Genomic DNA, 23,889 nt, shown 5'->3' with positions numbered 1-23,889 from the left:
GTTTACCTTTCATTTATTAAGAAAAAATGATAATCTTATAAGTACGGAGGTAACATACATGAAACAAATAAAAAATATAAATATTGAAACTTTAGAAAATAATTTAATTTATCCAATCTATGAAGATCAACTAATTGATCCACAATTAAATAAAGTTCTAGATTACAATCTTGATAAACTTGTTAATAAGAAGTTTAAAGAACTAACTGTAATTCATACTTTAGGAAAATATAAATTTGAAACAATTACATTTATTGGTTTAGGTTCTTCAAAAAAAATAACAAGCAAACAAATAAGAGATATTGCTGCTTTAATTAAATTAGATGAACATGCTACTATTTATCTTGAAGGGATAAACACTGATCATCTTGATATTCATACAATTACAAGAGCTTTTATCGAAAGTTATTTACAAAATTCATATCAAGAACATAAAATTGGTCATGAGCCAAAAGTAATTCATGAATTTGATATAATATTTAGCCAGGCTGAACTTGAAAATGATATCCAATTAGGGAAAGTTTATGGTGAGGGAATTAATTATGCGCGGATGCTTAGCGATACACCATCAAATTTAATGACACCTGATACCCTGGTTGATGAAGCGATAAAGCTTAGTCAAAAATATCCACAACTAGAATGCACAATCTTAAATAAAAGTAATTTAGAAAAAATGGAAGCTGGAGGAATTTTATCAGTTAATCAAGGCAGCAATATTCCTGCTTATATGATTTGTTTAAAATATAATAATAGTGACGATCCTTATACTGCTGTAATTGGTAAAGGCTTAACATTTGATTCCGGTGGTTATAATCTTAAAAGTGACAGTTATGGTATGAAATATGATATGTGTGGTGGTGCTGATGTTTTAGGAGTAATGCAAATCTTAGCAGCTAGTCAGGCCAAAGCAAATGTCTATGGAATCATTCCAACAACAGAAAATCTTGTTAGTGACAAAGCTTACAAACCTCAAGATGTTATTACAACCCTCTCTAAAAAAACAGTCGAAATCGTTAGCACTGATGCAGAGGGACGATTAATTTTATGTGATGCTATTACATATGTCCAACAACTTGGAGTGAAGAAAATCATTGATCTTGCAACCCTTACCGGCGCTTGTGTTTCAGCACTTGGTGATGTATATACCGGTGTTTTCAGTAATTGTGATGAATACTATGATGAATTTGTCCAAGCGTTACAGATTAGTGATGAAAAAGGTTGGCGCCTTCCGCTTGATCCTGAATATTTTGAAAAATTAAAATCAACTAGTGCTGATTTCAAAAACTCAGCTGGTAAACCTGGAGGCGGAGCTAGTGTTGCAGCGAACTTTTTAGAAGCTTTTATCGAAGAAGGAACACAATGGTTACATCTTGATATCGCCGGTAGTGCTGACAATGATGGAACCGGAGCTACTGGTGCGATGATTCGTAGTGTTGTAAATATGATTAACTTAAAAACAATCGTCAAAAAGTGAGCGTATCAAATAATACTCTCACTTTTTTTCTTAAAAACATTAATGCCATAAAAAAATACATTCGTGCCATACTCATTTTCTATCTTATGATTATTCATATAATGATAGATGTAAGGAGGAATTAAAAATGAAAGACAAAATTTTAATTGGTGAAAAAATGACGAAAAAAGGAGTGTTCCTTAACTATTTAGGTTTAGTATTTTTTGGAATTATTGCGGTAGTTGGCTATAATGGATTAATTTCTAAATATCTTCATCTAAATAATCAGCTTAATATTCTAATCATGATATTTATCTTTATTGCGGTTTTGCTATTCTTAACCCCAATCATCGGCTCTAGTGAAATAATTGAATTCAATCATAATGAAGTCCGCTACTTCCACACTAAGGGATATTTCCAACAATTTGCTGAAGTTATTAGAATTCTTACAGGTAAACAAGCAGTCCCTGATATTACTTTAAAAACAAAGGACATTGAACAAGTTAATTTATCATATGTACCATTTTTAATGATGTATGCTCAACAAGGTTATCAAATTAAAATAACTTTCCTAATGAAAGATGGAACTACTCTAGCATTTTTACCAAGTACTATTGATCAAATGGAAAAAGGAGATTATGAATCTGCATTTAAGATTTTAGAAACAAATGGTGTAGAAATTGTTGATAAATTAATGCTTAGAAAAGCATTGAAGATGAATAAGAATGATTTTTATCAATATGTTAATACGATTGAAAAAGGACGTAATAAAAAATGAAAGTTATTTTAGAATGTTCTCATCAATATATCAACACAATAAAGCGAAAACTTAATGCACATTTAGAGCAAATAACTTATTTAGATTCATTTACGGGTAATGATCTATCATTATTTATTAAAGAAGTAAAAAAACTTGAAGACATTGAAAACATTAAAAATATTAAAAGTATTTCAAACGCTAATATTGTTTGTCTAATTGACAGTGGTTTATTTATGTTTGAGCTTTTAGAATTTAACCCACTTGCCTTTATTCGAAGTGCCAATATTAATGCCGATCTTGATGAATTAATCAACCGGATTGAGTACCTCAATAAAGGCCTAGGGGTAATGCTTGAATTTCAATGTGGTTATCAAACAGTTAGAATGAATGTAAAAAATATTACTTATGTTGAATCATATGCTCATTATCTTTTAATTCACACATTAAATTCAACGGTTAAGGTTAGAGAAAAAATATCAGTGGCTTTACAAAAACTTGAACCCTTGGGTTTTATCCAAGTACATCGATCATATGTCATTAATCATGACCGGATTAAAAAAATAGATACTGATAATATTACGTTATCTGATGAAACTATCATTCCTATTGGAAAAAAATATAAGCAGGCTCTAAAGAATCATTAATTTTCCTATATTGTAAGTTATCTCTTTAAGAATAAAACATCCCCTTATTAGGAGGATGTTTTATTCTTAATTAATGTCATTTTCTTAAAAACTACTAATTATCATATTACGATTTATCAAAAATTGTTTCCATATGAACTTTCTGTGGTTTAAGTCCACATGATTCATAAAATTTCATCGCTGATGCATTACAGCTCCAAACATTGAGTGTTAAATTATAACATCCGCTCTTTTGGGCAAAATCTTTGGAATATTCATAAAGCTGCTTACCTATATGTTGCCCTCTTGAATTTTCATCAACACATAGATCATCAATATATAATGTTTTTACATCTGTTAAAATATTGCTATCTAAATATTGTTCAAAAATACAAAATACATAGCCTAAAACAACTTCATTATTATCAACTGCAACGAAGATTGGTCTATTATCATCTTTGATTATTTGCATAAGCTGATCATCACTATATTTTCTTGCCCCTTTTTTAAATAAATCCGGTCTTCCCTTATGATGCACAAGACAAACTTGTTTCAACAAATTATTGATCTGAGTAATATCTCTATTTTCTGCTCTACGAATTAACATGACTGCCTCCTTAAATAACCCTCAATTCTTAATATTATCCTTCATAATACCTATAGACTTATTTTCATTTATCAAATATTAATTATACTACTTTTTTACTAAATTATAATACTTTCAAATTAATTTCTTCAAAAATCCTCTTATTATCTCCCTTAATCAGTTTCTATAAATATTTAAAAAAATTATAACCATGCTCTTTTTACATAAAGTAAAAAGTCTAGATTTTAATATCTAGACTAACTATCCTCTTTGATGACGAGGAATGAATGTTCTTATTTCTTCTTCATTGTATCCAACTTGAAAACGATGCTCATCCATTAGAATTGGTCTTTTTAAAATTGAAGGATTGGCTTTAATGAAGGCGATTAATTCATCCATTTTCATATTATCAAAATCAATTTTATTTGATTTAATTATTTTACTATTTTTAGAAAGAATATCATCTGTTCCGTTTTCACAGCGCTCTAAAATTTCACGTAATTCATTAGCATGCAAATCAGACGAAAAAATATTTTTTTCAATAAAACTCAAATTATGCTCTTTTAACCAGGCAATAACTTTTCGACATGACTGACTTCCTGGAGCTGTATATACTCGAATCATAATAATCCTCCATCTATAAAATAAGGACTATTACTAGCCCTTCATAAACATTGTCCTACAAATTCTTTTTCCCATATTTGTTTTAAAGATTTTTTGATAAGCACTGTTAATCGCCATTTCTTCACTTTCGCTTTCAAAAAGATTAACTAAAAAATCTGCTTCAACCAAAATTTGATAATCTAAACCATCTATTTCACTATAAGTATGATGATGACCAACAAGATAAGCAACTCGTTCTATTAAAGCTTCATCATAATTTAAACGATTTAGCAGCTTAATCGCTTCTGCCGGTCCTAACTCTTCTTGATACTTACCATTAGAACTATTATATTTTTCCCAAGCAGGTTTAATTCCAATATCATGAACAATTGCGGCAACTTCCAATCTTTCTTGTTCTTGTGTAGATAACCCCTCATCAATTCCGATTACTCTAGCAAAGCTGTGGACTTTAATCAAATGCTGAATTTGTTTAGGGTGCCCTTGATAAAAATCAATCATCGCTAATATTAAATCATTTATCTTCATTATTTTTTTACCCTTAATGTAATAATATATTCATCGTCAGCTTCTTCAGTTTCACTAATAACTTCAATTCCCGATTTTTGAATCAATTCTGTAGCTTGATTGATTGTATTGATTGCGATTTTAAAATTACGAGATACTTTAGTTGGACCTTTTTTATTTTTAGGTTTTGTTTTAACTGGTTTACTAATCAAAGACTCTGTTTGTTTTACATTTAATGATTTTTTTAAGACTTCTTGCAATACCGTTTGCTGTTTATCAGCTTCCAAGCCAATCATTGCACGGGCATGGCGCTCTGTAATCTGTTTTGATTTTAAAGCATGTTTAACATCATCTGATAACTTTAATAACCGTAATTTATTAGCAATCGTCGACTGTTTTTTCCCTACTTTATTAGCTAATTCGGTTTGATTCATATCATATGTATCAATCAATGTTTTATATGCATTAGCTTCCTCGATCGGTGATAAGTTTTCACGCTGAATATTTTCAATGATTGCTAATGTATCAACTTGTTTATCATCAATATCTTTAATAACGCAAGGCACTGTTTTTAATCCTGCTAACTTACTTGCTCGATAACGACGTTCTCCTGCAACAATTTGATATCCACGATTATATTTACGTACAATAATCGGCTGGATCAAACCATTCTCTTTGATTGAAGCTGCTAATTCCTCAATCTTTTCATCATCAAAAACAGTTCTTGGTTGATTTTCATTCGCTGAAATTTTTTCAATATCAATTTGTTTATATACTTTCTCTAACATAACTTCTCCTATAGGGGTTGTTTTTTTATTTTTCCAAACATTCGTGGATATTTGGCTGGAGTATCCCTTACCTTTTTTATAATGATATTACTTCGATGATTATCATTTGTTAAAGTAAAATCAATTGATTTTTCCACTTGACCACCTAACAAAACAATGCCCTTACCAGCTTCCTCTAATTCTTCCGTAGCCTTTAACCCTTTAAGGGCTAAAAAGTATCCTCCTACTTTCACTAAAGGTAAGCACAGCTCATCAAGAATATTTAAACGGGCTACTGCGCGCGCCATAACAATATCACATTTTTGGCGATGATCTTTAGCATAATCTTCTGCTCTTGCGCTAATAGCTTGACAATTACTTAAATTTAACTCTTTAAATAAATGATTTAAGAATGTGATTCTTTTTGTTAGTGAATCAACTATAGTAATTTTTAACTCAGGATATACAATTTTTAATGGTACACTAGGAAATCCTGCCCCAGCACCCACATCAACAATACTTTGATCAGTAAAATCAAAATCAAAAGCAATCGTTAATGAATCATAAAAATGTTTTAAATAAACCCCTTCTTCATCAGTAATTGCTGTTAAATTCATTTTTTCATTCCATTCAACCAATATCTTAAAATATTGTTTAAATTGATTGACTTGTTGGGGGGTTAAAGTAATTCCTTTAGTTTCTAATTGTTTAATGAATTCTAATTCATTCATGTCTATTCCTCATTATATTTCTGTTTTAAATAGATTAATAAAACGGATATATCCGCAGGATTGATTCCGGAAATACGTGATGCCTGTCCAATCGTTAGTGGCCGAATTTTTGATAACTTTTGCTTTGCTTCTAATGCTAAATTGCTAATATCTTCATAATCAATATCTGCCGGAATTTTCTTTTCTTCCATTTTGACTTGCTTGTCAGCCTGACGTCGAGCCTTATCAATATATCCCTTATATTTAATTAAAATAGTCACCCGTTTACGTTGTTCTTCACTTAGTTTTGGAGCTTCAACATATGGTAAGATTTTTTCATATGTTAATTCTGGCCTTTTGATTAATTCTTTAGCACTAATGCCTTCCGTTAAACGTGCTGAACCAAAATGCTCCAAAGCATCATTGATCTCATGTTTAGGAGTAAAACGAATCGTATCCAAACGATCAATTTCTGCAAAAATTTCTGACATTTTATCAAGATAAGCCTGGTATATTTGATCACTTACTAATCCCACATCATGTCCATACTTCATTAGTCTTTCATCTGCATTATCATGACGAATCAATAAACGGTACTCAGCTCTACTTGTCAACATTCGGTATGGCTCATCAGTTCCTTTAGTCACTAAATCATCAATCATTACCCCAATATAAGCCTCATCGCGTTTTAAAATCAATGGCTCTTTTCCTTGATTTTTTAAAGTTGCATTAATTCCTGCAATCAAACCTTGACCTGCCGCTTCTTCATATCCACTTGTTCCATTAATTTGACCAGCAGTAAATAGATTTTTAATTATTTTTGTTTCCAATGATGGCCATAATTGTAGTGGATCTATAGCATCATACTCAATTGCATAAGCATACTTTAAAATCTTACAATTTTCTAATCCTGGGATAGTCCGAATCATTTCTTCTTGAACATCATGTGGTAATGAAGTTGAAAAACCTTGCACATAAATCGTATCCATCTCTGCTGATTCAGGTTCCAAGAAGATTTGATGTTGTGGTTTATCCGAAAATTTAACAATCTTATCTTCAATCGATGGGCAATAGCGTGGTCCAATTCCTTTCACAATACCACTGTACATACTTGAACGATGTAGATTATCACGAATAATCTGATGAGTTTTTTCATTAGTGTAAGTCAGATAACATGGTGTTTGTTCTTCAATAGGAATAAACTCATTAGTTTGATAACTAAATGCCAAATTAGCATCAGTTCCTGGCTGTAAACTTGTCTTTGAGTAATCAACACTATTAATCTCTACTCGAGGTGGTGTTCCCGTCTTAAGCCGTTGAATCCGCATCCCTAAATTAGCTAATTTTTCTGATAAATATTTTGATTCTTTCTGCTGATCAGGACCACTTGCATGCTTTTGATCACCACATAAAATCTCTGCTTTTAGATATGTACCAGTTGTTAAGATAACCATCCTTCCTTCAATAGTTTGGCCATTATCCAAAATAACTCCTTTTACACAATTATCTTCAACAATCAAATCCTCTACCATTCCCTCAATGATATCAAGATTCTCCTGTTTTTTTAATACTTCTTGCATATATCGAGGATATACTTTTTTATCAGCCTGAGCCCGTAAGGATTGAACCCCTGGACCTTTAGCGGTGTTTAACATTTTCATTTGTAAGTAGGTTTTATCAGCAGTTTTAGGCATTTGTCCTCCTAATGCATCTATTTCCCGGACAATAATTCCTTTAGCTGGTCCCCCGATTGATGTATTACAAGGAAGGCTTCCAACATTATCAAAGTTAGAAGTAACTAAAACTGTTTTCTGATTCATTCTCGCTGGTGCCAACGCTGCCTCAATTCCTGCGTGCCCACCACCGACTACTATAATATCGTACATTATATTTCCCTCCTTAATCCTAATCTATTGTACTACAAATTTCCTATTTTTAAAACAATAATCATTAGATTGTCAATTCATACAAACCAAGGATAATTAAAATAATTCCTGAGATTATATCAGCGTATTTTCCCTTAAAATTTAATCGCTTAAATTTTTGACCAGTTCCAATAAAAACATAACTACAAACAAAGGTTGTTAAAGAAGTAATCAACTCCGGCATTCCAGTAATACTTGCACCAATTCCTAAAGCTACATTATTAATGGTTAAAACCAATGATAAGACTAAAGTTTCTTTTAAAGAAATATTTTTTACTGCTGATAAATGATTAGTAACAATGATCTCATCACACTCTTTCAATGACTTAACAACAGTATAGATTCCTATTAATAGTAACAGACTGCTTCCTAAAAAGTCTGCCAATGATAAAGAAATATAATTAGTTAAAAAATGTCCAAAGCGCATTGCACCATAAGTACCGATCATTGTAATAAATGCAATCATAAAATTTTTTTGATGATTAATATGTGTTTTTTTGATCCCATAAGCTATTCCGATGCTTAGAGCATCGATATTCGCGGATACAGCATAGAGAACTGCTGAAAATATATGCATAAACTCACCCCATCTAATTTATGCATAATAACCATTTAGCTCTGGGCATCAGGAAATAAATTTAGTAATTATGGTATACTATAATAAGGAGTCGAATAATTATGAAAAATAAAAAAACTAATTTTATTTATAAAAGCTGTATTTTAATCTATCTTATTTCTCTAGTTTACGCTTTTTATCTTAACTGGGGAGGAAAATATTTTAGTATGACAATCGTTGCTTGTCTTACCCCATTCATTATGCCTTTATTAATGAAATTGTTAAAAATAGAAGTTCCTCAAGAATTTTATATTATCAATATCATTTTTGTCTATTTTGCAAGTTTGTGGGGGAGTTGTTTAGGGGGTTATCATCTTCCATATTTTGATAAGTTCACCCATTTTTTCAGTGGAATTATTTTTTGTGAGATAGCTTATATCTTTTATAAACACTTTTTACCTAATGAAAAAAGAAAATTTTTGATGTTTATTTTCATTAATGCCCTTAATGCGATGATTGCCTTATTTTGGGAATTTTATGAATATGCTCTATTGATCTTTTTTAACTATGATGCAATTAATCATTACTCAACAGGCATTCACGATAGTATTACCGATATGCTGGTAGCTGTAATTGGTAGTTTCATTTTAAGCTTATATCTTACTCATTACGATCAGCGTAATGATAATCATTTTTTTATTAAATTAGCTAAAAATATTAAATTTAACAAAACTTCTCATCCTAACTAATTTCATCTAAGGAGGAAGCTGTGTATCAACTTAATGGTGTTTGCATGATTTGGCATACGACAAAAAGCAATATATTACTACGACACCAAGGTTTGATAAAGATATCCTATGATATTCATAGTAGAAAAGTGATTAATGATAATAATGTTAATTTAATCAAATACACCTGTTTTTATCGTTAATCTGATTATTCTATTCTCCAACAATTATTAGAGATATTTTGTATTAAAAAAATAGCTGTTAGAAAATAAATTAAACAACTATCAAAGCTAGCAGTAAATAATTGAAAATTTCATTGCTGCTAGCCAAATAAATTTTGATTATAACTCACACACAGATTCTCTTCATTTGCATTTAACTGGTACTTGTCAACCTTACACTTTACATTGTAGTAAAGAAAAATATCGGCTAATTAATCTTTGACTCATTTAGCAACAATAGGCTTTTTGATTCATTTCTTATTAATCATTATTTATAATCTAGGAGATCACTAAACGTTCTATACAATAAAAACAATGACCGAGAACTGCAATATTATAATACTGGTATTTTATCACCTGCTTTAAAAAATGGTAAAATCGAATCTATACGGATAAAGAAGTTTTAATCATGAATCAAATTAAGTTTCATAAGCGTCTTGGTCTTATACTCGATGAAATCTACGATATTTTTAATCCATCTACTCGTCAAGAACAACTGAATGCTTTATTATTAAAAAAACTCACTGACTCAAAGCTTAAAATTGATTCTTGTTATACATCACTTGATAAAAGTAACTCTCTATTAAATTATGATTATAAGGATATTCCTACTTTAAAACACTATTTTAATAATTATCTCGTTTCATCAGTTTCTTAAATTATTTTTAATTTAGTCATCTACACCAGAATATTTAAAACAATCAGTCAGCTTATTTAAGAATTAATAAAGCACTCCCAGATTTGGTCATTCAAATCCCGAAGTGCTTTTTTCTTTAAGCTTCAATCAATTCATCATCAACATTATCATTTATTTCTTCAACAATCTCTTGCTTTGGGGCTCTAGGTTTAATAATACTAATTACCTTACCAAAGAAAACAAATGTCATTGCGTAAAAGAAATAACTAAATGTATTTGACATAAAATAAGCAACGATCTCACCAAAGTTTGCGCCCCACGAGATACTTCCTGCTTCAACATATGAGACTACAGATTGATAAGATATATTTACAGTATACCCAAAATAACAGATTATCAATAAAGCTATTGCATAACAAATTAGCGTAAACGCTGGTTTATAAAACCAATTCTTAATTTTTTCCATTTTTAAATCCCTTTCTATTTTTAAGATATTTTAACGAGAAAATACCGAATAAATATGTGATGAATACCTAATTGTATGGTTACACTAAAAACTTATTTCACTAATTGAAAATATTTTAAATTATTTTGTCGTAAATGCTATGATAAAGCCAATAAAGGAGTTGAATTGTATGATTGATATTTTAATTAAGGCCGGTGGCTTTATTTTAATTATTATGTTAGGATTTGCACTAAAGACAAAAGGGGTCTGTACCCGTGAACACGGAAGTTTTTTATCAACAATCATTATGAATATAACGCTTCCATGCTCATTACTTTCATCAATTAATAACCTTGAGATTACCCCCATCCTATTAGTAGCCCTTGCTTGTGGCTTCTTAGGCAATGTTATTACTAACCTTTCTGGTTACTTGATTCAAAAAAAAGAATCACCCATGACCAGAGCTCTATCGATGATCAACTCATCTGGCTATAATATCGGAACTTTTACTTTACCATTTGTTCAAAGTTTCTTTCCATCTAACTTGATTGGTTATGTTTGTCTTTTTGATACCGGCAATGCTTTAATGTGTTTAGGAGGTACTTATAGTGCTGCTAGTACAGTTGTAGCTAATGAAGAAAAACAAAGCTTTAAAACTGTTGCTAAAAAATTATTTTCATCAATTCCTTTTTGCACTTACATCATTTTGTTTTTCTTATCTTTATTTCATATTGCAATTCCTACACAAATTTTAACAGTTACTAGTATTGCTGGTAATGCTAATGCTTTTTTAGCAATGTTAATGATTGGAATTTTATTGGAAATAAAATTAGATTTATCACAAATCAGACTGATTAAAAAAATACTTTTAAACCGCTATGCAGTTACTTTGGGGTTATCCTTATTTGTATATTTTATTTTACCAATTGATTTAACTGTTAAAAAAATGATTATTTTATGCTTATGTTCGCCAATATCAGCTGTTGCCCCAGTTTTCTCAAATCGTTTAGGAAGTCGTTCCCCAGTTCCTTCAGCAATCAACTCTTTAAGTATTATTATTAGTATTTTTATTATGACGATTTTAATCTTATTTATGGTTTAATAAACCGGTATTTCTTTATGTATTGATTAAATTAATGATTTGTCGTATTTATTTAATACTTGATACAAAGGGATTCTCACAATACTTCTTACAGCCACATCAACAAGGCGAACCCCTTTTTCAATATCATTTGCTAATCGCTCTTTTAAACTTTTCTCATCTACTAAAAGCAAAATACGCTTTACTTCACAATCAATAAAATCTAATCATTCTAAACACATATCAATAATTTTTTGTTCATGTATCACCTAACAAAAAAACTAGTCATTAATTTGACTAGTTTATTTCCAGAAGTTTTTTCCACTTCCTACTGAGATAATTTTAAATTGGGTATTCTTTGATGTTCCACCAGTAAAATATTTACCAGCTTCAGTCCCATTAAAGATATCAATCTTGTTACCTTTAATTGCACCACCACGATCTACAACAATCCCATATGCAGTTGATTCAATACTTAAATTATGATTAGTAATTTCAATAATTGTTCCAAAAGGAATTGAAGGATCTGCAGCTAAGCAATAATATGAACGTCCATTATATGTTAATTTAGGACTGTTTGATCCTTGTACTCCAGAAATCGGACTTAATTTAATGCCGGTTGATGAAGTTCCATTTCCTCCAGCACAGTCGCCTCCATAAGTAGTCAGTCTTCCAGTAAAGAATGCTCCTTCTTGGACTGCACCTGTTTCAATTATTGTATCAGTAGCTTGTGATACCACCTGACTACCAATTAATTCTCTTCCTACTTCATTACCATTTTCATAAGTTACGCGGTAAGTGTTTTTCACTTGCCCGTTTTGCCCTTGTTGCGCAACTTTCGTAGTAAATAACTCTAATCCAGTTGTATTTACCGTATTTGATTCTACTGTAATCATCTCGTCTATATCCGCTTGATTAACTCGAGTGATTTGTATTAAATCACCTTTATTTACAATATAATTTAAATCTAAATTTAAAATATCTTGAGGATTTACACTGATTTTTAAATCATCAAGAACACTTGATACTGACGCTTGTCTAATTAAATAGTCCTTTTGGTCTTGATTTCCATCTTGAACTTTTACATCAATTGTTTCCACGTAGTTATCAATTTGGTTTGTTGCTCCAGCATTTAATGTTGTCGCTACAATTCCAATATAGGCAATCATTACTACAAGTAACCCTTTCATTCTGGGGTCTGCATTAATAATAGCCTCTTTAATTTTTTTCATTAATTTTCCTCCTATTTAATACCAAAAAGTTTTTTGGCATTAAACGTTGTCGCACTTGCAACGTTTTCTATCTCCATGTTCTTTAGCTTAGCTATTTCCTGGGCAATATACACAACATTTGCAGGCTCATTTAACTTTCCCCTAAATGGATGAGGTGTTAAATAAGGACAGTCAGTTTCAATTAATAAATTCTCTAAGTTAATAGTTGCTGCCACATCTTTTGGAACTCTTGCATTCTTAAATGTCACCGGACCCGCTAAAGAAATGTAATAACCAAGTTTTACAAATCTTTCTGCCATTTCAACAGAGCCACTATAACAATGCATCACTCCAGGATGTCCATTCCGTTTTAGTACTTCGTAAGTGTCCTCATAGGCGTCGCGACAATGAATTACAACTGGCTTTTGGTGCTTCTTAGCTAAGTCCATCTGCCATTGAAATACTTCCATCTGCTTTTCCTTAGGAACACTGTCCCAATAATAATCGAGACCAATTTCTCCGAGTGCTACTACGCAAGGTTCTTCTAAGTACTTGTCGATGATGTTCATTTGATCTTTTGTTGTGTTTAAGCAATCGTTTGGTCCGATACCAACTGCAGCATATACGAACTCATATTGTTTAGCTAATTCGATTGCAATTTGAGACGACTTTAAGTCATAGCCTACGACAACCATATTGGTAACATTGTTATCTAGGGCTTTTTGAACAAACACATCGTGATCTTCATATAATTCATCACTATTCAAGTGACAATGAGTATCAAAGTACATAAATCTCACCTCCGCTGTATATTAACAAAATCAATTACATTTGTCAAATATCTAAACTCCAAGGCACTAGCTGCAAAGAAAAAACTATGATAAAATCGATATTTTTTTATTACTATATTCCTTTTTCCACATATTTTAACATACAAATTTCGATAAAACATAAATTTTTTAAGAAAAATACCATGTTTTTGTAGAGAAACGTAATAAAATAATCAAGTTGATTTTACATCCTAATTTTTGACAAAGTAATCATTTTTATACTAATATCACAAAAAAACAAGCAGAGGGAAAGCTGCTTGTTTCAAGTAATACAGATAGAGGGAAAGCTATCTGTTTTTATTTAGATATCAGGGAAAGGATATCATGAAGAGTAATTTATTGTAGAAAGAATTGTTATCTTTACTACAATTAACAGTATAGTAAGTAAATATCGTTAGATTTAATCAAAAATACCTAAAATTAACTATTAAATATGGATAAATATGTTAATGGATAAGAGTATAAAATACAATTGTTATGATTTGGTTACGTTTGATTAGTTTCGTTGACTCCTATTATTGCCTATGCTATTATTTTGGCATCGAATAAGTGGTGGAGTCTGTCATAAAGCAAAATGCTTTATTTATTCGATGTAAGCTTACGATTAAAAGAACTATTTTGATAGTTAAGTAAATTACGATTTAGACAGATTCAAGAAAGAATCTGTCTTTTTTATTTTGACAGGCCTTGAGGAGGGATAACGGGTATCGTTATAAATATATTTTTTGGTTTTTAATTTTAGGGAATGAGTATTAGGAGAATTGTCGTATGAATATTAATGAAGATAATGAATTGAATAATTATCAAATAATGTATGTGACCCCGGTTGAGGCCTATACCTTAATGGAAAGTAGTATGGACGGTTTATCTGAAGAACAGGTATCACATCGTCTCAAAAAGTATGGTAAGAATGAGATTTCCAAAAAGAAACAAAGTTCAATGTTTAAAAAACTAATTTCTAATTTTACTAGTCTAATGGCATTACTATTATGGGGTGGAGGATTACTAGCTATCCTTTCTGGAACAGTCGAATTAGGAATATCGATTTTCTGTGTCAATCTAATTAATGGCTTCTTTTCTTTCTTCCAAGAATTTAAAGCAGAAAAAGCAACTAGTGCGTTGCAAAAGATGATGCCATCTTATGCCCGAGTAGTACGTGATGGTAAAGAAGTAAAAATATTTGCTGAGGACATTGTTCCTGGTGATATAATGATTTTAGAAGAAGGTGACCGAATTTGTGGGGATGCTAGAATCTTACGTTGTAGTGATTTCCAAGTAGATCAATCAACTTTGACAGGTGAAAGTAATCCAATTAGAAAGAATTATGAGGCACTGCAAGAAAAAGTTTCATACTTAGAAGCTGAAAATATGATCTTTACCGGTACTACTGTTGCTTCTGGTACTTGCCACTGTGTTGTTGTTGCAACTGGAATGGATAGTGAATTTGGGAAAATTGCTAATTTAACTCAAAATACTGAAAAAAGCTTATCTCCATTACAAAAAGAACTTAATGTTCTAACTAAACAAATTGCAATTATTGCATTAAGTGTTGGAATCGTGTTTATGCTGATTGCTGTATTTGTAATTAAGGATCCCTTATTGGAGTCATTTATTTTTTCTTTAGGAATGATTGTTGCTTTTATTCCTGAAGGTCTTTTACCCGCTGTTACGTTATCACTTGCTTTATCTGTTCAACGAATGGCTAAAGATAACGCTTTAGTAAAGAAACTATCGGCCGTAGAAACTTTAGGATGTACAAATGTTATCTGTTCTGATAAAACTGGTACTTTAACTCAAAATGAAATGACGGTTAATCATCTTTGGACTCTTGATAGTCAAATGGATGTCAGCGGCGAAGGATATGTTCCAAATGGAAAAATCTATGTTGATGAACAAGAAATTACCGCAAAGAAAAGTAATGTTTTAAGACTATTATTAAGTGGTGCAGTACTTTGTTCAAACGCTAAGTTAGTACCACCACAAAATAAGAGTGTTAATCCACGTTATACAGTTTTAGGTGACCCTACTGAAGCATGTTTAGAAGTTGTAGCTAAAAAAGCTGAAATTGATCTTGATAAATTGAATAGTCAATATCCACGAATTTTAGAATTACCTTTTGAATCTCGACGGAAGCGAATGACAACGATCCATCAATTAAAAGACTCTTTTGAAGGCAATCAGAGAATTGCATTTGTAAAAGGGTCTCCAAAAGAAGTTATGGAATTATGTAATCGTTGTTTTAAAGGCAGTAAAGCCTGTCCAATCAGTGAAGAAGACCGCATCAATATTATGAAAGCAAACGATATGTATGCTCGTGAAGGGTTGCGAGTTTTAGCAGTAGCCTATCGTACTATTGCTCATAATGATAAAAAACTTCCTAGTTCAATTCGCGAATATACACCTGAATTAATTGAACAAGATCTAACTTTTTTAGGCTTGATTGCAATGCAGGACCCTCCACGAAGTGAAGTCAAAGAAGCTGTGGAATTATGCCATAGTGCCGGAATTAAAATCGTTATGATTACCGGAGATTATGGTTTAACAGCAGAAAGTATTGCTCGCAAAATTGGGATTATTAAAAGCGATACCGCTCGAATAGTTTCTGGAACAGAATTAAGCAAAATGAATGATCAAGAACTTAAAAACGTTTTAGAAGGCGAAGTGGTCTTTGCTCGAATGGCACCAGATCAAAAATATCGTATTGTTTGTGCTTTACAAGAAATGGGAAATATTGTAGCTGTAACTGGTGATGGTGTTAATGACTCTCCGGCTCTAAAAAAAGCGGATATTGGTGTTGCTATGGGAATAACTGGTACCGATGTTGCTAAAGAGGCTGCTGACATGATTTTAACAGATGATAATTTTGCCTCAATTGTTCGTGCAATCGAAGAAGGTCGTGCTGTTTATAATAATATTCGTAAATTCTTACGTTATATTTTTGATAGCAACACCCCAGAAGCTGCTGCCCCTGCTCTATATTTGCTTAGTGGCGGTTTAGTCCCAATGCCCCTTACAATCATGCAAATTTTAACTATTGATATTGGAACTGATATGATTCCTGCGCTTGGTTTAGGGGCAGAACATCCTGAAGATAATATTATGAATCAGCCACCTCGTCGAATCGATGAAAGATTACTTAATAAAAAAGTAATTTTAGTAGGTTTTATTTGGTATGGCTTGATTATAACGCTATTTGCCTTAGGAGGATATTTCCTTGTAAACTATTTGAATGGTTGGCCTCATAATCCATTGGCTCCAGAAGGAACTGCGCTCTATAACGAAGCAACGACGATGATGCTAGTTGGGGTTGTTTTTTCACAGATGGGAATGGTCATGAACAACCGAACTGAAAAAGAATCAGTATTTAAACGCGGAATCTTCTCCAATCATTATATTAATTTAGGATTAGTTGTAGAGTTTGTTATTTTATTAGCCGTAGTCTATATTCCTTTTTTAAATGGTATCTTCAATACTGCGCCAATTGGGTTAATAGAATGGCTATATGCTTTGCCAATTCCTTTTATTGTTTTTGGAATTGAGGAATTAAGAAAGAAAATATTAAGAAATAAAGACAAATAGGAGGATGGAAACCTATGAAAATTATAATCGTTGGGTGTGGAAAATTTGGTACCCGATTAGCAAATTATTTAAATAATCAAAATCATGATGTCACTATAATTGACAATCGTGAAGAGGCTTTTAATAATCTTGGTGGTAATTTTACCGGACGGACAGTATTGGGAATGGGGTACGATAAAGATGTTCTAGAAAGTGCCGGAATCAAAGTTGCTGATGCTTTGATCAGTTGTTCAAGCAGTGATGCTATTAATGCTGTTGTTAGTAATATTGCTCATAATATTTACCATGTTAATAATGTAATCGCCAGAATGTATGATAAATCAAAGGCACGGATTTTTCGTTCAATGGGAATTCATACAATTTCAATTACTGATTTGGGTGTTGAAAGGATCTTAGATTATTTTGACAGTAATCGGCTTCAAGTAGTTAAAAAAATTGGTGAAGACAGTGAAATAAAAATTATTAAAATTAAAGCATCCTTATCTTTAATAGGAAAAACAGTCGATGAAATTTCTCTTCATGGTGAGTTTGAAGTTGTCGCAATTGAACGACATGATATTACAATGATGCCTTTAAAAGATACTAAAATAAAAGATAATGATACGATTTATTTTTCTGTACTAGAGGAATCATTATTAAAATTTAAAGAAATTTTGTATTAAGAGGTGAAAAAAATGAAAATAATTATAGTAGGTGGAGGTCAAATTGGTTCTTATATCACAAGTTTACTACTTAAAAATAACCATGAGGTCCGTGTTATTGAAAATAGAACTAAAGCACTTGAAAACTATAAAAATGCCGGACTACCAGAAGAATGTTTAGTAATCGGCGATGGAACAGATATTGAGGTTCTTGAAAAAGCAGGCGTTAGAACTTGTCAGGCCTTAGTCTGTGTAACTGGATTAGATGAAGTCAATTTAACTACTGCCATGGTTTCTAAATTTGAATATGACGTTCCACGAATAATTGCTCGTGTTAATAACCCTAAAAATGCCTGGTTATTTAATTCTGGAATGGGAGTTGATGCTAAAATCAATCAAGCTGACATTATTGGTCATATGATTGCTGATGAAATGAATTATCAATCAATTATGACCTTAATGAAATTATCTAAAGGTGATTTTTCAATCGTGCGAATTCGAGTTGATTATCAATCACGATATGCCGGCAAACAAATTTCTGAAATTTCTTTACCAAACAATGCTCTCTTAATTGCGATTTACAATGATGATGAATTAATGATTCCTCACGGAGATACGCTAATTGAAGCCGGACAAGATATTCTCGCTTTTGGCGATGAGCAGGCAATTGGAAAATTAAATGAAATATTTGTTAGTTAATAATTAACACAAAAACAGCCAATTAACTTTTCTATATAGCAAACTCTATTTACTTTAGGAAGTTTCTATAAAAGATTGTTTAATGGCTGTTTTTCATTTTGAGTACAGATAGTGGGACTCTATCTAAATTTATTGATATCCGGAAAGAATATCATGAAGAGTAGTCATTTGGAGAAGGGATTGAAAAACTATTTAAACAATCCTGACTACATTCCTTAGTATAGTAATTAAATATCGCTAGATTAAATTATAAATATCTAAGATTAACTTCTAACAACGGTAAATTATGTTAGCTATTGATAATTTAATACTATTTTTTGATGATTATAATCAATCACTGATAAATCATAATCATATAAAGACTTTAATGATGCTGAAGTTATTACTTCCTCAGGAACTCCTTGAAATAAGATTTTCCCATCTTTCATTGCAATGATTTCATCACTATAATTGATTGCTTGATTAATATCATGATGAACCATAATAATCGTCATTTGATATTTTTTATTTATTTCTTTTATTAAATTAAGTATTTCAATTTGATATTTAACATCTAAATATGTAGTTGGCTCATCCAGTAATAAAATAGGTGTTTTTTGAGCTAAAGCCATTGCCAACCAAACACGCTGCTGCTGACCACCAGACAAATTCGCTAACAAACGATTTTCGTATTCTTTTAGATTAGTTGTTGCAATGGCCCAATCTATAATTTGATAATCTTCCTCGCTTAGATTTTGATGATAACTTAAATATGGTAAACGTCCATAACCAACAATTGTCTTAACATCTAAATCCCCATAAATCTGATTCTTTTGGTGAACTACTGCAACGTTTTTAGCAAATTCCTTGATCTTATAGTCCCAGACATTTTTATCATTTAATGTTATTGTTCCATCTTTGGCTTTATAAATACGACTTAAAAGCATTAATAAAGTCGATTTACCACTACCATTAGGACCAATGATTGATGTAATCTTATTCTTTTTAAATTTTACCGAAAGTTCTTCAATAAACGGTTTATCTTGATAACTAAATTTAATTTTTTTAACTTCCATCAACATCAATACTCCGTTTCAATAAGATAATAAATAAAGGTCCACCAATGATAGCCATAATAATGGCTGCCGAGATCTCATAGGGAGCCATAATAATTCTTCCTACCGTATCCGCAACTAACAAAACAATTGCTCCTATCAATATACTAATTGGTATCAAATGTTTATGTTCAGTTCCCACTAACAATCTTGAAATATGAGGTACTAGCAGACCAATAAAGCCAATTACCCCAACTACTGCTACACTAATACTGCATAATAAAACTGCTAATAATGATAAACCAAAGCGATATACATTCACATTTACTCCTAGCGAAGTAAGGGTTCGATCTTCTAACCCTAATAGATTACATGCCTTCGCCATAAATAAAGTAATGATTATTACAGGAACCAAATAAATTAATAAGGTCATAACATCTTGCCAAGTATACAAGGAAATCGTACCCGTAGCACCACTTGTGATTGAAGCAGTTGCACTATTTGCGAGGGTAACAAGAGCACTGATAGTATAGTTGATTGCCACCCCAATCAAAATGATTCGAGTTGTTTTAAATCCAGCTTTCCACGATAAACTATAAATAATTGCAAATGTTATTAAACCTCCAAAGAATGATAGTAAAGGAGCAATCGCAGATAGTTGAGGCAAAAATAAACCAACTAGTACACTAACTAAACTCGCCCCATTAGCAATTCCAATGATTCCCGGATCAGCTAACGGATTCTTTAAAACAACTTGAAATAAAAGTCCAGATAATGCTAATGCACCACCTACTAACATGGAGATGATAATTCTTGGAAAGCGAATACTATATACACTTGCTACAACGACATCGTATTCAATAAATAACCCTTTAAACAATTGAACAATTGAAACTTGAATACTTCCAAGATTTATTGCGATAAAAAAACAGATAAATAATACTAATATTAAAAAGATTATAAATATTCGCGGATGTTTTTTAATTAGTTCCATATAAAATTCCTTCTAAATTTTCTAAGCCTTTTTGATAATTAAAATTAGCACTCATCCCAAAATAATTATTATCTAAATTATAAACTTTTCCATTTTGAACTGCACTGAATTTACTCCAAATATCATTTTGAGCAAATTCGGTTTCAAAATTCTTCATTACTTCCTCTGGCATCGCATGACTAGTTCTCAAGATAATATCAGGATTTTGTTGTAACATATCTTCAGCATTGACATTGACAAAATCCTGACCATTACCATTACCATAAACATTTGTTCCACCAGCTAATTTTACTAAATCACCAACATAGCTAGATTCTGTAGCAACAAGGTAGCTGCCACCTGGCAAACCCATCAAAATTAAAACCCGTGGACTTGCTGTGTTCTGGTATTTAGCTCTAAATTCAACCATATAATTAACAAATTCATCTACTAATTTATTTGCTTTTTTCTCTTTACCTAATAAACTTCCTAACTCCTCAATACTTTTAAACATACCTGCTACACTTTTAAGATTTAAGAAACTAGAACTTACACCAATTTTTTCATATTTAGAAGCTAAATCACCCTCCAATGAATTAGGGCTTAATACTAGCGATGGTTTTAAAGTTGACAATACTTCCATATCTGGCGACATTGCAGTTCCTAGTTCTGTCGCTTTTTTATATTTCTTTGGTACTGTATAACTTTCAGTCGTCGGAATGCCAATTACCTGATCAGCTGGAACATCCAAAGCTTCTAAAATTTCCGTAACAGCTACCGAAGTTGCTGCAATCGTCAAATTATTATTATCACTTTTTCCACTTTGATCTACACAACCAATCATTGACAAAGCAAGGACAAGAACAAGAAAACTATTTTTTAACTTTTTTAACATAATAATATGCTCCCCCTCCTGCTACGACAGCTATAACCGCTACAATTCCAATAATCAACAGCGTATTATTACTACTATCCTTTTTTTGCTCACTTTGTTTTAATAAATTTTTAACTGTCAATTTCTTCTTTTCATTAACTTTGCCATTTGTATCAATTACATGGCTAGATAAGCCAGAAATACCATCAAATAAACTTTCACGTGACACTTCCCCCACTGTAGTTACCGGCGTTTCTACCACTGGTTGTTCTTCATTTGTTGTCGTATCACTAGTTTGATTAGAATTCGTACTTGTATTATTGCTGGTGCTATTATTAGTAGTTGAATTATTATTTACCGAATTTCCATTATCGGCAGTGGCTGGTACCATGGTACTAGTGTATACACCTGTTCCCGGAGTAATAGATCCTTGATTTAATTTAATAAAAAATTGCACATCACGCCCCATTGGAGCGACATACATGATAGGACTAATATAATCATTTAATGAATTAATTTGAATTCGATAATGATTTACCGTGTCACCATTAGCACTACTACTTCCTGTTTTAGTAGCACTAACACTATTAAAAGAACCACCACTATTCATGATTTTAAATCTTACATTTGAAACATTTGAAGCTAATCCCAAACCAACAGTAATATAATATTTACCACCAGTTTGCTCTAATAACAAATTGCCTTCTACAATACTTGAAACCATGCTATCACCTAATGTAATATTAGTACCACCATCTTCGGTGTTACCAGTTAGAGGATTAACGTAAGACGTGGAGCGTCCAATTAAGTACGCTCCATCGTCTAGGGCAAAAGCTGGTTTAATATTAATTGTCATCGTTATGATGGCAACCAATATTAATAATACTTTTTTTATTTGCATAATCTTTTTCTTGTTAAATATGCCACAGCCACTAATGATGAAACTAATAATCCTCCCATTAATTCCATATTAGCATTATCTCCAGTTTTCACTGAACTACTTGATGTTCCTGTAGTTTGGTTAGTCGTTGGAGTTGTTGTATTTGGTGTATCGTTTGTATTATTATTTGATTCACCATCTACCTTAGGTGCTTCAATTGAATCAGATACAAATTTTAATGTGCTATAATCAACTTTCATTCTTGCTGGAATATCACTATTCCCCATCATAGCTACATGTGGATTTACCACAACATCAAATAATTCTTCCTCATTTGGTAAAACGAAAGACCACATAGTTGCTTTACCATCAGCATTTTTACTTACAATAACAGCTGGATTTGATTTATAATCATCAGTTGATGAACCAATGTATAATTCCTCTAACCATGCTTTAATTGTTCCCATAGTCATTTCTTTAGTTGTGATATACATTGTTGCTACACCATTTTTAACTACTACTGTAGCTTGACTGTCAATTGCACCCGCTGCCATTGAAGCCTTATCTTGAGTCGCATTCCATAAAGCAACATCTACTGTATATGTACCATCTTTAGCAAATTTGCTTGTACTTTCTGGTACTACTAGTGTTGGATTATCCAATCCTAAAGATAATCTCGCCTCAGAACCATGAGTACTTCCACCATAGTAGAATTTTACATTTGTTAATTTTGTATTTTTTGCTAATGTAAATTGCATTTCACTTACATTTCCATCACTATCACGTCCTGTGATATCAGCTACCTTATAAACTCCAGCAGCTTGCTCAACTTCCATTTTATCAACGTATGCAGTTTGACCATACACAGTAACTGCACCCATTTGTAATGTTACTAATAAAGTTCCATCTTTTGAAGTAACCGTAGCGCTCTTGACCGCTTGGGCAGCCATTGATTGTACATCTTCATTTGCTTTTAATACATCGCTAGTCACAGTATAAGTACCATCAGCTAATGTATATTCAGGTGCTTCTGGTTCTTCAGGAATAACAATATCCGCTGTACTATATTGAATATACGCATCAACTGTCGTATCCATCGCGTCAACAAACATTTCAATATAAACACCCTCACTGTTTACCGCTACAGGTATTTTAACTTTTTCTACTTGTTGCTTTCCTTGATCATCTTCGCGATAACTAATAACTTCAGCAGCATGTTTTTCTGATTTTGTATCAGTTTCATAATATTGGATATTTCCTGCATTACCAACTAAGCCCATTAAATTTAATGTTTTAAATTCAGCAGTTAAATACCACTTTCCTTCCTCTACTGATAATTCTCCATTTTCTGCTAATGCTCCAGCTGCCATTGAATCATTTGCAATATTACTTGCATTCTTCAATTTTGTTGGAATAGTATATTTACCATCTGGTAAATCGCTTACCTGGGCAGCATCTACATTACTTAATGTGGCTATCTGAATTCCAAATGCCAGCATTAAAACTAATACTACTTTTAAAAGTTTTTTCATTTTCTTCCTCCCTCTT

24 protein-coding genes are annotated in these 23,889 nt (G+C 31.7%); 9 read left to right on the top strand and 15 right to left on the bottom strand.

The features are described from left to right. Positions 1–58 precede the first annotated feature (58 nt). From KTF99_RS06065 to KTF99_RS06055, 3 genes are all read left to right on the top strand, one after another. The gene (locus KTF99_RS06065; RefSeq protein WP_008792420.1) at positions 59–1,474 is read left to right on the top strand and encodes a leucyl aminopeptidase family protein; all 1,416 of its coding nucleotides are present in this window, start codon (positions 59–61) and stop codon (positions 1,472–1,474) included. 127 nt (positions 1,475–1,601) lie between these two features. Continuing rightward, entirely contained in the window at positions 1,602–2,231 is a 630-nt protein-coding gene (locus KTF99_RS06060) for a hypothetical protein (protein WP_003535116.1), read from the top strand. Further along, positions 2,228–2,857, top strand: coding sequence for a LytR/AlgR family response regulator transcription factor (locus KTF99_RS06055; RefSeq protein WP_022008113.1), 630 nt, complete (start codon positions 2,228–2,230; stop codon positions 2,855–2,857). Before KTF99_RS06060 ends, KTF99_RS06055 begins: the two co-directional genes overlap by 4 nt. A 106-nt stretch (positions 2,858–2,963) precedes the next feature. Here KTF99_RS06055 and KTF99_RS06050 read toward each other — a convergent pair whose 3' ends face one another. The 7 genes from KTF99_RS06050 to KTF99_RS06020 all read right to left on the bottom strand — a co-directional run bounded on the left by KTF99_RS06050 (position 2,964) and on the right by KTF99_RS06020 (position 8,529). Beyond that, positions 2,964–3,443, bottom strand: a complete 480-nt coding sequence (locus KTF99_RS06050) for a GNAT family N-acetyltransferase (protein ID WP_003535119.1) — start codon at positions 3,441–3,443, stop codon at positions 2,964–2,966. Between the two features lie 240 nt (positions 3,444–3,683). Beyond that, on the bottom strand, positions 3,684–4,046 hold the full coding sequence (gene spx, locus KTF99_RS06045) for a transcriptional regulator Spx (protein ID WP_003535121.1): 363 nt from the start codon (positions 4,044–4,046) through the stop codon (positions 3,684–3,686). A gap of 33 nt (positions 4,047–4,079) precedes the next feature. Continuing rightward, complete coding sequence (locus tag KTF99_RS06040; protein ID WP_003535122.1) at positions 4,080–4,571, bottom strand: HD domain-containing protein; 492 nt, start codon at positions 4,569–4,571, stop codon at positions 4,080–4,082. After that, a complete protein-coding gene (gene noc, locus KTF99_RS06035) occupies positions 4,571–5,338 on the bottom strand; it encodes a nucleoid occlusion protein (protein WP_003535123.1) in 768 nt (255 codons plus the stop codon). Before noc ends, KTF99_RS06040 begins: the two co-directional genes overlap by 1 nt. Positions 5,339–5,346: 8 nt before the next feature. After that, positions 5,347–6,048, bottom strand: coding sequence for a 16S rRNA (guanine(527)-N(7))-methyltransferase RsmG (gene rsmG, locus KTF99_RS06030; RefSeq protein WP_009008511.1), 702 nt, complete (start codon positions 6,046–6,048; stop codon positions 5,347–5,349). Positions 6,049–6,050: 2 nt separating this feature from the next. Continuing rightward, positions 6,051–7,913, bottom strand: a complete 1,863-nt coding sequence (mnmG, locus tag KTF99_RS06025; RefSeq protein ID WP_003535126.1) for a tRNA uridine-5-carboxymethylaminomethyl(34) synthesis enzyme MnmG — start codon at positions 7,911–7,913, stop codon at positions 6,051–6,053. 64 nt (positions 7,914–7,977) lie between these two features. After that, positions 7,978–8,529, bottom strand: coding sequence for a manganese efflux pump (locus tag KTF99_RS06020; protein WP_003535128.1), 552 nt, complete (start codon positions 8,527–8,529; stop codon positions 7,978–7,980). A 101-nt stretch (positions 8,530–8,630) separates the two neighbouring features. On the opposite strand from KTF99_RS06020, the gene KTF99_RS06015 reads away from it, so the two are divergent. Both KTF99_RS06015 and KTF99_RS06010 read left to right on the top strand, forming a co-directional pair. Beyond that, on the top strand, positions 8,631–9,257 hold the full coding sequence (locus KTF99_RS06015) for a hypothetical protein (RefSeq protein WP_008792424.1): 627 nt from the start codon (positions 8,631–8,633) through the stop codon (positions 9,255–9,257). Between the two features lie 609 nt (positions 9,258–9,866). Further along, positions 9,867–10,115, top strand: coding sequence for a hypothetical protein (locus KTF99_RS06010; RefSeq protein ID WP_029481954.1), 249 nt, complete (start codon positions 9,867–9,869; stop codon positions 10,113–10,115). Between the two features lie 115 nt (positions 10,116–10,230). On the opposite strand, the gene KTF99_RS06005 is transcribed toward KTF99_RS06010, so the two are convergent. Then, positions 10,231–10,560 (bottom strand): hypothetical protein, encoded by a 330-nt coding sequence (locus KTF99_RS06005; protein WP_003535133.1) that lies wholly within the window; start codon positions 10,558–10,560, stop codon positions 10,231–10,233. Positions 10,561–10,729: 169 nt separating this feature from the next. On the opposite strand from KTF99_RS06005, the gene KTF99_RS06000 reads away from it, so the two are divergent. Beyond that, positions 10,730–11,641: an AEC family transporter gene (locus KTF99_RS06000; protein ID WP_003535135.1), complete on the top strand. Its 912-nt coding sequence runs from the start codon at positions 10,730–10,732 to the stop codon at positions 11,639–11,641. Between the two features lie 281 nt (positions 11,642–11,922). On the opposite strand, the gene KTF99_RS05995 is transcribed toward KTF99_RS06000, so the two are convergent. After that, the gene (locus KTF99_RS05995) at positions 11,923–12,852 is read right to left on the bottom strand and encodes a G5 domain-containing protein (RefSeq protein ID WP_003535138.1); all 930 of its coding nucleotides are present in this window, start codon (positions 12,850–12,852) and stop codon (positions 11,923–11,925) included. Between the two features lie 11 nt (positions 12,853–12,863). Beyond that, on the bottom strand, positions 12,864–13,622 hold the full coding sequence (locus KTF99_RS05990) for a TatD family hydrolase (protein ID WP_003535140.1): 759 nt from the start codon (positions 13,620–13,622) through the stop codon (positions 12,864–12,866). Positions 13,623–14,429: 807 nt separating this feature from the next. Here KTF99_RS05990 and KTF99_RS05985 point away from each other — a divergent pair. From KTF99_RS05985 to KTF99_RS05975, 3 genes are read left to right on the top strand one after another with little or no spacing between them, the layout of a single operon-like run. Beyond that, positions 14,430–17,240, top strand: coding sequence for a cation-translocating P-type ATPase (locus KTF99_RS05985; protein ID WP_003535141.1), 2,811 nt, complete (start codon positions 14,430–14,432; stop codon positions 17,238–17,240). 14 nt (positions 17,241–17,254) lie between these two features. After that, positions 17,255–17,902, top strand: a complete 648-nt coding sequence (locus KTF99_RS05980; RefSeq protein ID WP_003535143.1) for a potassium channel family protein — start codon at positions 17,255–17,257, stop codon at positions 17,900–17,902. A gap of 12 nt (positions 17,903–17,914) precedes the next feature. After that, on the top strand, positions 17,915–18,580 hold the full coding sequence (locus KTF99_RS05975) for a potassium channel family protein (protein ID WP_003535145.1): 666 nt from the start codon (positions 17,915–17,917) through the stop codon (positions 18,578–18,580). A gap of 293 nt (positions 18,581–18,873) precedes the next feature. Here KTF99_RS05975 and KTF99_RS05970 read toward each other — a convergent pair whose 3' ends face one another. The 5 genes from KTF99_RS05970 to KTF99_RS05950 are packed head-to-tail and all read right to left on the bottom strand — an operon-like array spanning position 18,874 to position 23,873. Continuing rightward, positions 18,874–19,635 carry an ABC transporter ATP-binding protein gene (locus tag KTF99_RS05970; protein WP_003535148.1) on the bottom strand — a complete coding sequence of 254 codons (762 nt, stop codon included), beginning with the start codon at positions 19,633–19,635 and terminating at the stop codon, positions 18,874–18,876. Further along, complete coding sequence (locus KTF99_RS05965; RefSeq protein WP_029481958.1) at positions 19,625–20,608, bottom strand: FecCD family ABC transporter permease; 984 nt, start codon at positions 20,606–20,608, stop codon at positions 19,625–19,627. Before KTF99_RS05965 ends, KTF99_RS05970 begins: the two co-directional genes overlap by 11 nt. Beyond that, positions 20,595–21,482 carry a heme ABC transporter substrate-binding protein IsdE gene (gene isdE, locus KTF99_RS05960; protein WP_008792429.1) on the bottom strand — a complete coding sequence of 296 codons (888 nt, stop codon included), beginning with the start codon at positions 21,480–21,482 and terminating at the stop codon, positions 20,595–20,597. Before isdE ends, KTF99_RS05965 begins: the two co-directional genes overlap by 14 nt. Next, complete coding sequence (locus KTF99_RS05955) at positions 21,460–22,362, bottom strand: heme-binding Shp domain-containing protein (protein WP_003535153.1); 903 nt, start codon at positions 22,360–22,362, stop codon at positions 21,460–21,462. The genes isdE and KTF99_RS05955 overlap by 23 nt, the downstream gene beginning before the upstream one ends. Continuing rightward, positions 22,353–23,873: an NEAT domain-containing protein gene (locus tag KTF99_RS05950; protein WP_029481961.1), complete on the bottom strand. Its 1,521-nt coding sequence runs from the start codon at positions 23,871–23,873 to the stop codon at positions 22,353–22,355. Before KTF99_RS05950 ends, KTF99_RS05955 begins: the two co-directional genes overlap by 10 nt. Positions 23,874–23,889: the final 16 nt, after the last annotated feature.

Source organism: Erysipelatoclostridium sp. MSK.7.34, from assembly GCF_019041935.1.
GTDB lineage: Bacteria > Bacillota_I > Bacilli_A > Erysipelotrichales > Coprobacillaceae > Thomasclavelia > Thomasclavelia ramosa.
The sequence above is the reverse complement of the archived record's forward strand: the minus strand, read 5'-3'. Positions and strand labels throughout refer to the sequence as shown.

Coding starts and splice junctions, on each gene's coding strand:
- KTF99_RS06065 (WP_008792420.1), top strand. CDS start 59: ATGAAACAAATAAAAAATATAAATATTGAAACTTTAGAAAATAATTTA.
- KTF99_RS06060 (WP_003535116.1), top strand. CDS start 1,602: ATGAAAGACAAAATTTTAATTGGTGAAAAAATGACGAAAAAAGGAGTG.
- KTF99_RS06055 (WP_022008113.1), top strand. CDS start 2,228: ATGAAAGTTATTTTAGAATGTTCTCATCAATATATCAACACAATAAAG.
- KTF99_RS06050 (WP_003535119.1), bottom strand. CDS start 3,443: ATGTTAATTCGTAGAGCAGAAAATAGAGATATTACTCAGATCAATAAT.
- spx (WP_003535121.1), bottom strand. CDS start 4,046: ATGATTCGAGTATATACAGCTCCAGGAAGTCAGTCATGTCGAAAAGTT.
- KTF99_RS06040 (WP_003535122.1), bottom strand. CDS start 4,571: ATGAAGATAAATGATTTAATATTAGCGATGATTGATTTTTATCAAGGG.
- noc (WP_003535123.1), bottom strand. CDS start 5,338: ATGTTAGAGAAAGTATATAAACAAATTGATATTGAAAAAATTTCAGCG.
- rsmG (WP_009008511.1), bottom strand. CDS start 6,048: ATGAATGAATTAGAATTCATTAAACAATTAGAAACTAAAGGAATTACT.
- mnmG (WP_003535126.1), bottom strand. CDS start 7,913: ATGTACGATATTATAGTAGTCGGTGGTGGGCACGCAGGAATTGAGGCA.
- KTF99_RS06020 (WP_003535128.1), bottom strand. CDS start 8,529: ATGCATATATTTTCAGCAGTTCTCTATGCTGTATCCGCGAATATCGAT.
- KTF99_RS06015 (WP_008792424.1), top strand. CDS start 8,631: ATGAAAAATAAAAAAACTAATTTTATTTATAAAAGCTGTATTTTAATC.
- KTF99_RS06010 (WP_029481954.1), top strand. CDS start 9,867: ATGAATCAAATTAAGTTTCATAAGCGTCTTGGTCTTATACTCGATGAA.
- KTF99_RS06005 (WP_003535133.1), bottom strand. CDS start 10,560: ATGGAAAAAATTAAGAATTGGTTTTATAAACCAGCGTTTACGCTAATT.
- KTF99_RS06000 (WP_003535135.1), top strand. CDS start 10,730: ATGATTGATATTTTAATTAAGGCCGGTGGCTTTATTTTAATTATTATG.
- KTF99_RS05995 (WP_003535138.1), bottom strand. CDS start 12,852: ATGAAAAAAATTAAAGAGGCTATTATTAATGCAGACCCCAGAATGAAA.
- KTF99_RS05990 (WP_003535140.1), bottom strand. CDS start 13,622: ATGTACTTTGATACTCATTGTCACTTGAATAGTGATGAATTATATGAA.
- KTF99_RS05985 (WP_003535141.1), top strand. CDS start 14,430: ATGAATATTAATGAAGATAATGAATTGAATAATTATCAAATAATGTAT.
- KTF99_RS05980 (WP_003535143.1), top strand. CDS start 17,255: ATGAAAATTATAATCGTTGGGTGTGGAAAATTTGGTACCCGATTAGCA.
- KTF99_RS05975 (WP_003535145.1), top strand. CDS start 17,915: ATGAAAATAATTATAGTAGGTGGAGGTCAAATTGGTTCTTATATCACA.
- KTF99_RS05970 (WP_003535148.1), bottom strand. CDS start 19,635: ATGGAAGTTAAAAAAATTAAATTTAGTTATCAAGATAAACCGTTTATT.
- KTF99_RS05965 (WP_029481958.1), bottom strand. CDS start 20,608: ATGGAACTAATTAAAAAACATCCGCGAATATTTATAATCTTTTTAATA.
- isdE (WP_008792429.1), bottom strand. CDS start 21,482: ATGTTAAAAAAGTTAAAAAATAGTTTTCTTGTTCTTGTCCTTGCTTTG.
- KTF99_RS05955 (WP_003535153.1), bottom strand. CDS start 22,362: ATGCAAATAAAAAAAGTATTATTAATATTGGTTGCCATCATAACGATG.
- KTF99_RS05950 (WP_029481961.1), bottom strand. CDS start 23,873: ATGAAAAAACTTTTAAAAGTAGTATTAGTTTTAATGCTGGCATTTGGA.